The sequence below is a fragment of the Cupriavidus sp. CuC1 genome (assembly GCF_044627735.1).
Taxonomy (GTDB): domain Bacteria; phylum Pseudomonadota; class Gammaproteobacteria; order Burkholderiales; family Burkholderiaceae; genus Cupriavidus; species Cupriavidus ulmosensis.
Window position 1 is genome coordinate 33,701 of sequence record NZ_JBIUHC010000031.1, and the last position, 12,986, is coordinate 46,686.

The 12,986-nt window shown below is 64.5% G+C and carries 13 protein-coding genes and 1 pseudogene; 9 read left to right on the forward strand and 5 right to left on the reverse strand.

Annotation, left to right across the window (positions count from 1 at the left end; genetic code table 11):
- Positions 1 to 137 precede the first annotated feature (137 nt).
- Complete coding sequence (locus ACGLHR_RS15745) at positions 138 to 1,061, reverse strand: LysR family transcriptional regulator (RefSeq protein WP_400095031.1); 924 nt, start codon at positions 1,059 to 1,061, stop codon at positions 138 to 140.
- A 117-nt stretch (positions 1,062 to 1,178) separates the two neighbouring features.
- Between ACGLHR_RS15745 and ACGLHR_RS15750 the strand changes: the two genes are divergently transcribed.
- Positions 1,179 to 1,976, forward strand: coding sequence for a carboxymuconolactone decarboxylase family protein (locus ACGLHR_RS15750; protein ID WP_400095032.1), 798 nt, complete (start codon positions 1,179 to 1,181; stop codon positions 1,974 to 1,976).
- Positions 1,977 to 2,001: 25 nt separating this feature from the next.
- Here the strand turns inward: ACGLHR_RS15750 and ACGLHR_RS15755 are convergent, their stop codons facing one another.
- Positions 2,002 to 2,898 carry a LysR family transcriptional regulator gene (locus tag ACGLHR_RS15755; RefSeq protein WP_400095034.1) on the reverse strand — a complete coding sequence of 299 codons (897 nt, stop codon included), beginning with the start codon at positions 2,896 to 2,898 and terminating at the stop codon, positions 2,002 to 2,004.
- A gap of 172 nt (positions 2,899 to 3,070) precedes the next feature.
- Between ACGLHR_RS15755 and ACGLHR_RS15760 the strand changes: the two genes are divergently transcribed.
- Both ACGLHR_RS15760 and ACGLHR_RS15765 read left to right on the forward strand, forming a co-directional pair.
- The gene (locus ACGLHR_RS15760) at positions 3,071 to 4,066 is read left to right on the forward strand and encodes an aldo/keto reductase (RefSeq protein ID WP_400095081.1); all 996 of its coding nucleotides are present in this window, start codon (positions 3,071 to 3,073) and stop codon (positions 4,064 to 4,066) included.
- 86 nt (positions 4,067 to 4,152) lie between these two features.
- A pseudogene (locus ACGLHR_RS15765) lies at positions 4,153 to 4,582 on the forward strand (SDR family oxidoreductase).
- On the opposite strand, the gene ACGLHR_RS15770 reads toward ACGLHR_RS15765, so the two are convergent.
- Positions 4,579 to 4,911 (reverse strand): hypothetical protein, encoded by a 333-nt coding sequence (locus ACGLHR_RS15770; protein WP_400095036.1) that lies wholly within the window; start codon positions 4,909 to 4,911, stop codon positions 4,579 to 4,581. The pseudogene ACGLHR_RS15765 and the gene ACGLHR_RS15770 overlap by 4 nt on opposite strands.
- Positions 4,912 to 5,186: 275 nt before the next feature.
- On the opposite strand from ACGLHR_RS15770, the gene ACGLHR_RS15775 reads away from it, so the two are divergent.
- The 6 genes from ACGLHR_RS15775 to ACGLHR_RS15800 all read left to right on the forward strand — a co-directional run bounded on the left by ACGLHR_RS15775 (position 5,187) and on the right by ACGLHR_RS15800 (position 10,396).
- On the forward strand, positions 5,187 to 5,714 hold the full coding sequence (locus tag ACGLHR_RS15775; RefSeq protein ID WP_400095038.1) for a 2,4'-dihydroxyacetophenone dioxygenase family protein: 528 nt from the start codon (positions 5,187 to 5,189) through the stop codon (positions 5,712 to 5,714).
- A 2-nt stretch (positions 5,715 to 5,716) separates the two neighbouring features.
- The gene (locus ACGLHR_RS15780; protein WP_400095040.1) at positions 5,717 to 6,859 is read left to right on the forward strand and encodes a Bug family tripartite tricarboxylate transporter substrate binding protein; all 1,143 of its coding nucleotides are present in this window, start codon (positions 5,717 to 5,719) and stop codon (positions 6,857 to 6,859) included.
- A 64-nt stretch (positions 6,860 to 6,923) separates the two neighbouring features.
- Complete coding sequence (locus ACGLHR_RS15785) at positions 6,924 to 7,643, forward strand: SDR family NAD(P)-dependent oxidoreductase (RefSeq protein WP_400095042.1); 720 nt, start codon at positions 6,924 to 6,926, stop codon at positions 7,641 to 7,643.
- Between the two features lie 132 nt (positions 7,644 to 7,775).
- Entirely contained in the window at positions 7,776 to 8,720 is a 945-nt protein-coding gene (locus ACGLHR_RS15790) for a 2-dehydro-3-deoxygalactonokinase (RefSeq protein ID WP_400095044.1), read from the forward strand.
- Between the two features lie 36 nt (positions 8,721 to 8,756).
- Positions 8,757 to 9,395 (forward strand): 2-dehydro-3-deoxy-6-phosphogalactonate aldolase, encoded by a 639-nt coding sequence (locus ACGLHR_RS15795; RefSeq protein ID WP_400095045.1) that lies wholly within the window; start codon positions 8,757 to 8,759, stop codon positions 9,393 to 9,395.
- Positions 9,396 to 9,571: 176 nt separating this feature from the next.
- A complete protein-coding gene (locus ACGLHR_RS15800; RefSeq protein WP_400095047.1) occupies positions 9,572 to 10,396 on the forward strand; it encodes an IclR family transcriptional regulator in 825 nt (274 codons plus the stop codon).
- 596 nt (positions 10,397 to 10,992) lie between these two features.
- Here the strand turns inward: ACGLHR_RS15800 and ACGLHR_RS15805 are convergent.
- Together ACGLHR_RS15805 and ACGLHR_RS15810 are read right to left on the reverse strand one after the other, a co-directional pair.
- A complete protein-coding gene (locus ACGLHR_RS15805) occupies positions 10,993 to 11,985 on the reverse strand; it encodes a 4-hydroxythreonine-4-phosphate dehydrogenase PdxA (RefSeq protein WP_400095049.1) in 993 nt (330 codons plus the stop codon).
- Entirely contained in the window at positions 11,986 to 12,957 is a 972-nt protein-coding gene (locus tag ACGLHR_RS15810) for a Bug family tripartite tricarboxylate transporter substrate binding protein (RefSeq protein WP_400095051.1), read from the reverse strand. It abuts the gene before it with no gap.
- Positions 12,958 to 12,986 lie beyond the last annotated feature (29 nt).

A 12,986-nucleotide genomic window follows, 5' to 3' on the forward strand; every position in this document is an offset into this window, starting at 1 on the left:
CAATCCTTTGGTTGAAATTTGTTCTTGAAACGAGAACAAATTTCAGATAACTATCATATATAAGGATTGATAAGTCAAGGAAGCCCTGAGGCCAGCAGGGTCGGCGGGCCGGGAAAGATTGGGGCGTGGCCTGCCGTTCAGCGGCGCTTGCGGCCTGGGGACGGCGCCGGGCGATAGCGGGCGCGCAGGGTTTCCAGAAGCATGGGCAGTGCCGGGGCAGGATTGCCTGCCGCATAGACCACCGCCACGCCGATGCGCAGGTCCGCCTGCTCCTTGAGTTCCTTGTAGACCACACCGGCTCGCTCCATCGCTTGCAGGGAGGACGGCACCAGCGCCACGCCCTGGCCGTCGGCGATCAGGCCCAGCAGCACATGGTGGTCCGCCGGCTCCGGCACGCGCGGCGGCGCAAAGCCGAGCGCGCGGAAGACGGCCTCGTAGTGGTCGAAATAGGCAGGGTTGAGCTTGCGCTGGGACCAGAACAGCGGATCGTCTTGCAACTCCAGCAGTGAAAGGCGCTTGCGCCTGGCCAGCCGGTGGGTGGCCGGCAACGCCGCCACCAGCGGATCGTCGAACAGGCGCTCCACCACCAGCTCGCCGGTGGCCGACGGCAGGCCGATCAGCGCTGCGTCCAGGGCGCCGCGGCGCAGGTCGGCGATGGACTGCTGCGAGATCTGGCGTTTTTGCAGCAGCCGGACCTCCGGCGCCTGCGCCTGCAATGCCGGCGCGAGCCAGGTGAACAGGGCGGCATCGAACACGGTGGTGATGCCCAGGCGCAGCCCGCTGTTGCGCGTGGCGCGCTGCCGGGCCCGGGCGAGCAGGGCATCGGCGCTGGCCAGCAGCTCGCGCGCCTCGGGCAGCAGGCGGCTGCCCGCCGGGGTCAGCGCCACGCCATTGCGATCTCGCTCGAACAGGCGCGCGCCGATGGTTTCCTCCAGCGCCTGGATTTGCCGCGTCAGCGGCGGCTGCGTGATCGACAATCGTTCTGCCGCGCGGCGAAAGCTCAGTTCATCCGCAACGGCGACAAAGTACTGCAACTGCCAGAGTTCCAGGCGGGTCTGCATCGGGAGGCCGGGTTGTCTTGTGATACGCCAAAGGTATCACGCCGAAGGCATTGGCGGCATGCGAGCGTGCTGGCTAAGCTTGCCTCACTGTCAACCCAACGCATAAAAGGAAGCCGCATGAACACGCAAACCATGGCGCTCGGCCGCGCCCAGCTCGCCGCCATCGAACAAACGACCGAGCCCTCCATCCTCGATGCACTGCGGGACATCGCCCCCGACCTGGCGAGCCTGGCGATCGGCTTCGTGTACGGCGAGATTTATCCGCGCCCCGGGCTCGACCTGCGGCAAAGGCAGCTCGTGACCGTCGCCGCGCTTGCGGCGATGGGCGGGCTGGAGCCGCAACTCAATTTCCATCTGGCGGGCGCATTGCACGCCGGCTGCACGCCGGATGAACTGGTGGAGCTGATGAACCATCTCGTGGTGTATGCCGGGTTTCCGGCGGCGCTCAACGGTGTGGCCGCCTGCAAGGCGGTCTTCGCGAAAGAAGGTGTTAGCGTCAATGCCGACACTCAGGCGCCGGCGCTCGTGCCCGCCGGTTCGCGCTTCGATACGGGCCTTGCCAGCCTGCGCGAGATCGATGGAGAAGCGGGCGAGCGCGTGCTGGCGTCGCTCAAGGACATAGCGCCCGACCTCGGCCGCTACATCATCGAGTTTGCCTTTGGCGATATCTACACCCGACCCGGGCTTGACCTGGTCTCTCGCGAACTGGTGACGGTGGCCGCGCTGACGGCGCTGGGCTCGGCCACGCCGCAGCTCAAGGTGCATATGCACGGCTTGCTGAACGTGGGCGGCACGCAGGAGCAGATGGTGGAGGCCATCATCCATCTCGCGGCCTATGCGGGGTTTCCGCGCGCCGTCAACGCGGCGCTGGCAGCAAAGGACGTGGTGGCCGAGCGCGCGCAGAGCCGGCATTGAGGGTGCGGACTGCCTCAGGGCTGCCTCAGAGCGGCGGCAGATCGATCTCGTCACGGAAGCGTTCCGCCGCCCATTCGATGAAAACCCGAACCTTTGCCGTCAGGTGCCGGTTGCGCGGATACAGCGCCACGATCGGCAATGTCCCCGCATTCCAGTGCGGCAGCACCGGTACCAGGCGACCACTGGCCAGGTGCTCGCGCAGCACGCGGTTGGCCGGGCTTTGCATCAGGCCCATGCCGGCCACGGCGGCGGCAATGTACGTGTCGGTATCGTTCGCGGCCACCCAGTGCGGCCGGGTGATTTCATAAGCCTCGTCCCCGCGCCGGAAGTCGAAGGGAAACACGCGCCCGGTCTTGGCCGAGAAGAAGTTCACGAAGCGATGCTGCTCAAGGTCTGCCAGCGTGGCTGGCGTGCCGTGGCGCTGCAGGTAGTCCGGGGCGGCGCAGGTCACCACCGCCATCGCGCCCAGGTGCCGCGCGACCAGGCTTTCGTCATGCACCAGACCGCCGCGAATCACGCAATCCACGCCCTCGGCAATCAGGTCCACCGGGCGGTCCGAGCTGCCAAGCTCCAGCACCACCTGCGGGTAGCGGCGGAAGAAGTCCGGCAGCGCAGGCGCGATCACGTGGCGGCCGGTGGCGGCCGACACGTCCACGCGCAGGCGTCCCGCCGGCGTCACCACCGCATGGCCCAGTGCGGCTTCCAGTTCATTCATTTCCTGCAGCATGGCAACGGCCCGCTGGTGGTAAAGCATGCCGTCGTCGGTCAGGCTCAGGCGCCGCGTGGTGCGATGCAGGAGGCGCGCGCCAAGATGCGTTTCCAGGTCCTGGATGATGGTGGTGACGCGCCCCTTGGGCAGGTGCAGCGCCGTGGCGGCGCGGGAGAAGCTGGCCAGCTCCACCACCCGGACGAAGACTTCCATGGATTTGAAACGGTCGATACTCATCGTGGTGAGGGCGGTGGCGTAACAGATTGTTCTTTTTATCGGGAACAGTAATTTACAGAAATGATAGTTTATTCGCCTTTATCCGCACAATAAACTCACTCCATCGCTTAACCGATCGAAGGAGCTCGAAATGACCCAATCCCAAGACATGGCTTTCACCGCCCTCGGCACGCAGGGCCCGCAACAGGTTTCCGCCCTCGGCCTTGGCTGCATGGGCATGTCCGATTTCTACGGCGCCAGCGACGAGTCACAGAGCATCTCGACCATCCATGCGGCGCTGGATGCCGGCATCAACCTGCTGGATACCGGGGATTTCTACGGCGCGGGCCATAACGAGATGCTGATCGGCCGGGCGCTGAAAGGCCGGCGCGACCAGGCGCTGATCTCGGTCAAGTACGGCGCGCTGCGCGCGCCCGACCACGGCTGGCTCGGCATGGACGGCCGTCCCGTGGCGGTGAAGAACTTCGCCGCCTACAGCCTGCAGCGCCTAGGTACCGACCACATCGATATCTACCGCCTCGCCCGGCACGATCCCGCAGTGCCCGTGGAAGACACCATCGGCGCGGTCGCCGACCTGGTCAAGGCGGGCTATGTGCGTCATATCGGCTTGTCCGAGGTCGGCCCGGAGATCATCGCGCGCGCCCACAAGGTGCATCCCATCAGCGACCTGCAAATCGAGTACTCGCTGCTAAGCCGCGGCCCGGAAGCCAGGATTTTTCCGCTGCTAAAGACGCTCGGCATCGGAGTGACCGCCTATGGCGTGCTGTCGCGTGGGCTGCTAGGCGGCTCCAAGCCCAAGGGGCCGGCCGATTTTCGTAGCCACCTGCCGCGCTTCAGCGGAGAAAACCTGAACCGCAACCAGCAGTTGGTGGCCGCGCTCGGCCAGGTGGCGCAAGGGCTGGGCGCCACCAGTGTGCAGGTGGCGATTGCGTGGGCGCTGGCCAAGGGCCGCGAGCTGGGCCTGCAACTGGTGCCGCTGATCGGCTCGCGCACGCTGGCGCAGCTCGACGGCGCGCTGGGTGCGCTAAGGCTGACGTTATCCGCGGCGGACATGGCGCTGATCGAGCAAGCCGTGCCGCAGCAGGCAGTGGCCGGCACCCGCTACGGCGAGGAGCAGATGGCGTTTCTCGACAGCGAGCGTTGAGGGACGGTTCCGGCGCAACCCGCAGGAACGAGCTAGCATTCAATAGAATCCGGCAAGACAACGGCGCCTGCCGGGCGCTACGCGTGATGATTCCGGCCAGGCACGGCACGATCGTGAATGTGGGCTTGTATGCCTGCGGGGTGGCGCTGCCCACCATTGCCGCTTGCGCCGCGTCCAAGGGCGCGGTGGCGCAGCGCACGCGCGTGCTGGCCGCCGAAGCCGGCGAATACGGGATTCGCGTCAACGCGGTGGGGCCTGGCGAGATCGTCACCGGCATCCTCCTTGATGAGCAGATGCCCAACGGCCGCGAGTTCCTCATCGAACTTGGCAAGTCCAGCTTGCTGGCGCGCGGCGCAGCCGGGGGAGATTGCCGAAGTCATCCTGTATCTCGCCCCGGACAAGGCGAGCGCTATCACCGGCGCGCTGGTCATGGCCGATGGCGGCCACACGGCGGTCCGAGCGGGCAGCAGCGCGCTGCCCGGGCCGGCGCGGCGCGGGCACACGCCGCGGGACTAATGCGGATTCTGGTATTGCGAGGGTTGGGTCGGCACGGGTTGCTGCTGCGAATGCCGCTGCGCCGCCGGTGCCGACCGCGCCAGGAGCGCACGGATCGACGCAAGGTAGCGGTCTCCAACCTCCCGGCTGGCCCGGCTCGACTGGGCGCACAGGGTGCGGCGGGCCGGTGGCGTGACATTCAGGCTGCGGCAGATCGTTGACAGGTATGGCTTGCGGTCTCCCGCCAGCCGCTGCGCCGCGGCTTGCACCGCCGCGTCGCCTACGCGTTCGCGCAGCCAGGCCAGGACCTGCCTGTCGTATTCGTTCTGTACCCGGACCAGGTGTTCCATGATCGGCTCCCGTAGATACTGTTCATCCATACAGTTACTGTAAATATATACAGTAATCCGGGTTTTTCAAGGACGAGATACGGGCGCAGCGTGTCCTGGCGAGCCGGATTGGCTCGCGTGCGCCATTTCAGGCTATCGGCGGCTTGTGGGGCAGGACTCGCAACGAATGCACGCATTCGTAACCGGCGAGGGAAAACCCTCCTTTTCCGGATCGAAGTCCGTCTTCTAAAATCTGTCCATATTGTAGTCATGATATCCACAATATGGACAACGGCATGCCACTCGATACACCTGACACTGAACCGCTTACTCCATACCAATTTCCCAACCCGAGGGATGCGCGGCCTGAAATCGTCGTGCCGCACGCCATCCCCGCTGACGAGCGCCTGTGGGTGCCGCAGGCGGAAAACGTCTGGTTTCGTCCGCTGTGCCTGAATGCGAGCCAAGGCTATTGGATGAACCTGCTGCGCGTGCGCAAGTCCGGGGTCCTAAGCCGCCATCGTCATCCGCAGGCTGTCCACGGGTTCGTTCTCAAGGGCCGTTGGAAATATCTCGAGCACGACTGGGAAGCGACGGAAGGCAGCTATGTCTTTGAGCCGCCGGGCGAGACGCACACGCTGTACGTGCCACCCGACGTGGAAGAGATGATCACGTACTTCCAAGTCAACGGGGTCATGTACTACACGGATCCATGGGGGAAAGGCATGGGCTACGAAGACGTGTTCACCAAGATCGAATTGTGTCGAAAGCACTTTGAGGCGATCGGCCTGGGGGCCGACTACGTCGAGCAATTCATTCGGTAGCGATGAAGCAATCTCGTGCGCACTACGATTTTCAGGAAAGCGTGATCGTCATCACTGGCGGCGCGGCCGGCATCGGCGCCGAGGCTGCCGCGCTATCGGGGTATGCGGGTCCGACTGGTATCGCAGCAAACCAAGATCATCCTAAAAGAGCAATGGAGACAAGTCCTGTGAAAAAAATCGCCTTTCGCTTCTATTGTGGACTTCACTTGGGAGTGGCGCTGCTGGGCAGCGCTGCCACCCTGGCTCACGCGCAGAGCACTGCCTATCCCACTCACGCTATCGAGTTGGTGGTGCCCTTCCAGGCGGGTGGCGGAACGGATGCGTTGGCACGAGCGTTTGTGGAATCTTCGCGAAAACACCTGCCGCAGAACGTGATTGTGGTGAACAAGCCTGGCGCAAGCGGGGCGATCGGCTGGGCGGAGGTGGCCAACGCGAAGCCCGATGGCTACAAGCTGTCCCTTCTGACGGCCGACATCACGATTGTTCCGCACCTTGGGCTGACCAAGCTCACATACGAAAACCTCACGCCGGTTGCGCGACTGAACGCCGACCCTTCAGCAATCACCGTGCGCAGCGATTCACCCTACACGACCGTGGAGGCGTTCCTCGATGCTGCCCGAAAGGATCCGGGCGCGATCCGGGTCGGGAATGCCGGCAATGGATCGATCTGGCACCTCGCCGCAGCCGCGCTTGAAGACAAGACCGGCACCAGGTTCAATCACATTCCTTTCCAGGGCGGGAATCCCGCGGTCCTCGCCTTGCTGGGTGGCCATATCGACGCGGTGACAGTGAGTCCCGCTGAAGTCTATCCCTATGTAGCCGCTGGCAAGCTGAAGACGCTGGCGGTCATGTCCGACAAGCGAGTGAAGGGCTTTGAGGCCGTGCCGACGTTGAAGGAAAGCAAGGTGGACTTGTCCATTGGCACCTGGCGCGGCGTTGCCGTGCCGCTTAACACACCGCCAGAAGTGGTGAGCGTGCTTCGCGAATCGATCGCCAAGACCGTCCGGGAGCCCGCGCTCAGGGACATGATGGATAAGCAGAACCTGGGCTTTTCCTATGCGGACCAGGACGAGTTCAGGGCCGCGATCGCGAAGGACAACGCTTACTTCAAATCCCTGATCGGCAAGATCGGCCTGCACCAGTGACTTTTCAAACAGCGGCAGGGCGCTGGGTTGACTGCTGCCCGCCACAGCTTTCGTTCGGATCATCATGACTTTTCAGCCTGACCTCTTCAAGGGCAAGCATGCCCTTGTCACCGGTGCGACCCAGGGCATTGGTGCCGCAGTGGCCAATGTCCTTGCTTCGCTCGGTGCCAGCGTTACAGCAGTTGGTATCGATCAAGGTGACGGCTCGCTAGACGCCCGCGTTGACGTCACCCTCGCGGACGTGAGCAACGACGCCGATGTTGCTGCACTATTCCGGAAACTGGCCACGTTGGACATCCTGGTGAATTGTGCCGGCATTATTCGTCGCGGCGCGGAGCATGACGTGGCGGTGTTTGAGCAGGTTGTCGCGGTGAATCTGACCGGCACGATGCGTATTTGCAGCGGCGCCCGTCCCTTGTTGGCTGCGCGGCGCGGCGTCATCGTGAATACGGCTTCGATGCTCAGCTTCTTCGGGGGCGCATTGGTCCCGGGATATGCCGCCAGCAAGGGGGGCATTGCGCAGCTGACAAAGTCGCTTGCATTGGCCTATGCTTCTGACGGCATTCGTGTGAACGCCGTCGCGCCAGGATGGATCGCCACGCCGCTTACTCAGGCGCTGCAGGAAGACCAGGCGCGCAGCGGCTCCATATTGCAGCGCACGCCGCTGGGTCGCTGGGGCCAGCCCGAGGACATCGCAGACGCTGTGGCCTTCCTTTGCGCTCCCGCGTCCGCCTTCATTACAGGGGTCATCCTGCCGGTCGACGGCGGCTACCTGGCTGCCTGAGCGTGCAACGCGGTGCGGGACGCCGGATGTCCGATCCATTTTGCAAAGGGAAGGAATAATGAGTGACGTAATCCATGAACGCCAAGAGGTGGATCGCGATGCCACGCTGTTTTTTTTCCTGGCGGTGCGGTCATGAACGCGATCGATGCAGCACGGGTGATCGCGCTGGATTGGGGCACGTCATCCCTGCGCGCTTTCTTGCTCGGCGATCAAGGGATCGTGCTCGAGCAACGCGCGGCCCCGCTGGGTGTCATGCACGTCCCGCCAGGCGGCTTTCCCGATGCCTTCGAACAGGTCGCGGGAGACTGGCGGCGGGCTGCACCGGGCTTGCCCGCGATCGCATCCGGGATGGTCGGCAGCACGCAAGGCTGGCGAGAAGCGCCCTACTGTGAAGGGGCCGCTGGCCCGGCTCAAATGGCAGCCGGCTTGCTGGAGATCCCCTTAGAGGATGGCGGCTCGATGCATATCGTGCCCGGTATCTCGATTGACGGACCACGACCTGAGGTCATGCGCGGGGAAGAGACGCAGATTTTCGGTGCATTGGCATTGCGCCCGGCACTACGTGACGGCGTTCGGTTGCTACTCCCCGGTACACATAGCAAGTGGGTCGATTTGTCCGACGGTTGCATTGCCGGATTTCAGACCTTCATGACCGGTGAGCTGTTCGCGATACTGCGCGATCATTCGATACTCGGGCGATTTGCGCGGGAAGGCGCTGCCAGGACATTGTCAGACGAAGCCGCATTCGACGACGGTGTGGCTTCAGCACGGGAAAGCAAGGATGGCATCGCTCCTCTCTTGTTCTCGGCGCGCGCACGTGTGCTGCTCGGCGCGTTGCCGGGATCTGCCAGTCTTGACTATCTGTCCGGCTTGCTGATCGGCGACGAGTTACGCTGCGCCCTGGCCATGTCAACGCCGCGCATCGCGATGATTGGTGAGGCCCGATTGGGTGCTCGCTATCGTAGGGCACTGGCGGGCTTTGGCATCCACGACGTTCCCGAGATAGATGGGGCGGCGCCGGCCGGGCTCTGGTGCATCGCAAGCGAGGCAGGACTCATCGGCACAGTGCACATCTAGCTCACATCTAGCGTCAACAACGGGTAGCGCACCATAATGCAACCATTTCTCGATCGATTTCCCCTTGTCGCGATCCTGCGGGGTGTCACGCCCGATGAAGTCGTTCCGATCGGTCAGGTCCTCGTCGCGAATGGCTTCACGATCATCGAGGTGCCGCTTAACTCGCCCGAGCCGATTGAGAGCATTCGCCGCCTCGCGCAGGCGTTGGGTCCCGATATTCTGGTTGGTGCCGGTACCGTGACCCAAGCTGACCAGGTAGGGGTGATCGGCAGGGCTGGTGGACGCCTGGTGGTCATGCCGCACAGCGACGCCGAGATCGTGCGCGCGGCCAAGGCTGCGGGCATGGCTTGTGCGCCAGGCGTTGCGACACCGACGGAGGGGTTCGCGGCATTGAAGAATGGCGCCGACGCATTGAAGCTTTTTCCGGCCGAGGCCATGACGCCTGCAGTGCTAAGGGCGTGGTCCACTGTGTTCCCCGAAGGAACCCGGTTCCTCCCGGTAGGTGGCATTACGCCGCAAGCGATGGAGCCATATATCGCGGCTGGAGCCACGGGTTTCGGCCTTGGGTCCGCGCTCTACAAGCCAGGATTCGATGCCCGCACCGTGGGCGAGCGTGCTGCTGCGTTTGCTGCCGCATGGACTCGATTCAAAGATACCGGGCCAACGGCACGTTGATACGCCGCGGGTGGTGCCAGCCCGCTCGCGATCTGTTGCAAGAGCCACCTGGGACGTCACATCGGTGAGCGCGAAGGCAGCTGCCTGGTAGCCACGGGCAGCCTCTCGCATGCTTTGCCCGGTATCAAATCGGTGATAATGGCTATCCTTCGGACCTCTGGCTTCCTGTTCTTCCCATGCCGAATTCCTTGCCTCGCGAGAGCGATTCGACCACCAAGGTGGCCGGCACGGCTGCTTTCTCGAAGTTCATGCTGGTATTGCAGTACGTGGCTGATGCCGACGAGCCCATGACCATCGCCGCACTGGCCAGATTGAGCGGTTATCCCCGCCCGACCGTCCACCGGATCGTGGCTGCCCTGGTAGCGGAAGGCATGCTCTGCGAGAGCGGTCGCGACGGCACGCTCGCGCTTGGGCCGCGGCTGATGCAACTGGCCAGCCGGAGCTGGTCACGCTCCGACCTGCGCCTGGCGGCAGTCGATGCCCTGAAGACCTTGCGCGATATCACCGGCGAAACAGTGCACCTGGCGGTACCTGACGGTGTCACCATGATCTATATCGAGAAACTCGAAAGCACTAGCGCGGTTCGCATGGCATCGCGCATTGGCACGGCCGTCTCGATGCATTCGACGGCGGTCGGAAAGGCATATATGTCGATGCTGGACAACGTTGGTCGCCAGGGCTTGCTGCAAAATTTATCCCTGCATCGCTACACCGCCAACACGGTGACCAGTCTGGACGCATTGAAAGCGCAGCTGGAGACGTTTCGAAGCCAGGGTTGGTCGGTGGATGATGAGGAGAACGAGGCAGGCATCTATTGTTTCGGCGCTCCCATACTGGGCCACCGAGGACAGCCGATTGCGGCCGTGAGCGTTAGCACCCTGCGTTTTCGGCAAGATCCCGATCCCATAAAGGCATACGTCGAACCGCTATTGGAAGCATGTCGCGTGATCGGAAGCAGGGTGGCGGAAACGCCGGCGTTGGCAGCTTCGCGCGAACTGTAGCGAGGCAGGGCGGCAGGTTCTTATCCGGGGCCTTCGGCCGGGGTGGTGTGGTCTCGTGAGACAGGACATTCGGTTTCAGATCGAGCCGGTGCGTCTACAACACCATGCAGGCAGCGGCGCCTGCGCCCGGACGCTGGGGCACGCGGCCGTGCCCGGCGGCCCGCGTTCCGTGACGGCGGCGCTGGTTCGCCGGCAGGTCTTTCTCCAGGACCTCGTCGGGTGCGTCCGTGCCTGGTCTTGCAGCACGGTCGTCGCGGAACGCCGGGTGGTGTTTTTCCACCCAGCGTGCCCCTCGCCATAGCGCGAAGATGAACGCGATTGCGTAGCTGCAGTAAATGATGATTAACACAGGCACCTCGCTGCGCGCCCTGTTGGGGGCGAGTGGTTCAGGAAGGTGCGAGTATGCGCAAGATCACAGTCGGCGCGATATCACTCAATAGTAGGGGGGCTGGGCTCGCACTTGCCGCAAAGCCAGGCGGGTGGCCGACCTCGGGCAAATGATGGCACCGGGGGGCGAGACAATTGTTTGCAGTTGTCCAGGCCAGGTGCCATGCGTATCGATGCGGCGCAGCACATTGCGCCGCGCCGCCACTTTTCTACGCCCCCCGGCCCGCCCGGTGGCTCGCGCCCATCCGGCATGCCAGGTCAAAGGCATTGGACATGGCGGCGCCGTTGGCATTGCCGAGGCCGACGATGTCGTAGGCGGTGCCATGAGCCGGCGTGGTCACGGGGATGGGCAGGCCGCCCTCCACGGTGACGCCTACCTCGAACCCCAACAGCTTGGTCGCGATCTGCCCCTGGTCGTGGTACATGGTGACGATGCCGTCCAGGTGGCCGTTGCGGGCCCGCACAAAGATGGTGTCGGCGGGATAGGGGCCTTCGGCGGGATAGCCGGCGGTGCGCGCCTGCTCGATGCCGGGGGCGATGATGTCGCCCTCCTCGCTGCCATAGTTGCCGTTGTCGCCGTTATGCGGGTTCAACCCGCAAACGCCGATGCGCGGCGCGGAATTGCCAGCGGCCTTCAAGGCATCGGTCAGCATGCGGATCGCGCCGTCGATGCCGGCGGGCGTCAGCAATGACGACACTTCCTTGAGCGGCACGTGGGAGGTCACGCGTGCCGTCCAGAGTTTGTCGAGCACGTTGAATTCGCCGCAGCGGCCCTGGTAGTCCAGCAACTTGGCAAACCAGCGCATCTCGTCTTCTTCGTGCATGCCGCCCAGGCGCATCGCACCCTTGTTGAGCGGGCCAAAGCACAGCGCATCCGCGCGGCCTTCGCTCACCATGCGCGCGCCCAGGGTCAGGCCCTCCAGCATGAAGGCGCCATTCTCGCGAGTGGCCTGGCCGGGCGTGAACGTGGCGCCCGTGCCGGGCCAGTCGATGATCTCCAGCCAGTAGGACGCTTGCGGCAGTGCAACGCCGGCCGCGTGTGCGCCGGCCGCCAGCGCGGCGCGGCTGGCGATCAGCGCCACGCTGGCCCGCGCGGGCAGTTGCGGGTCGGCCAGCAGGCGCGCGACGATCTCGGGGCCGATGCCGGCGGGGTCGCCAATAAACAGTGCAATACGGGGCAGCGTGGCCATGGCTTGATTCACTTAATCCATCTTGATGTTCTGGTCTCGGATCAGCTTGCCGAAGCGGTCATAGTCCGCTCTCTGCAGCTGGATGAACTGCTCGCGCGAGAGCGTGCCGGGATCGCCGCCAAGGCCGCGCAGCTTGCCCTGTACCTCGGGCAGTTGCAGGGCGGCATTGAATTCCCGGGTCAGGCGTTCCAGCGCGGGCGCGGGGGTCTGGCGTGGCGCGTAGAACGCGTACCACGTGCTCATGTCCGCGCCCTTGATGCCGAGCTCCTGCAGCGTTGGCACATCCGGCAGCGCGGACGCCCGCTTGGGCGTGGTCACAGCCAGCGCGCGCAGCCTGCCCGAGCGGATATGCGGCATGGCCGAGGACGATGTATCCAGCATGATCTGCACCTGGCCCGCCATCAGGTCCACATGGGCCTGCGAACTGCCTTTGTACGGTACGTGGACCATCTGCGTGCCAGTGGCCTTCATGAACAGTTCCGCAGCCATGTGCTGCACGCTGCCAATGCCCGAGCTGGCGTAGCTGAACTTGCCGGGCTGCGCCTTGATCTGCGCGACCAGGGACGCCACGCTGTCGACATTGACCTGCGGCGCTACCAGCAGCACGTGCGGGACCACCAGGGCCAGGCCGATCGGCGTCAGGTCCTTGAGCGGGTCGAAGTTCAGCCGCATCAGCTGGGGCGCGATCACCTGCGGCGAATTGGTCGCGGCCAGCAGCGTGTAGCCATCGGCCGGCGCCTTGGCGGTGAGGTCCGCGGCGATGGTGTTGGCCGCGCCGGGGCGGTTGTCGACCAGCATGGGTTGCCCCATGGGGCCGCTCATCTTGTCCGCGAACAGGCGCGCCACCACATCGGTGCCGCCGCCCGGCGGGGCGCCGACATTCACGCGGACAGGCTTGTCGGGGTAGGCGGCGAAGGCTTGCGCGCAGAGCCCGAGCAGGGACACTGCGCAGAGGGCGCGCAACCGCGCGCGAGGTGTTTGCATGGGGAGTCTCCTGGCCGTCGCGCGCCGTC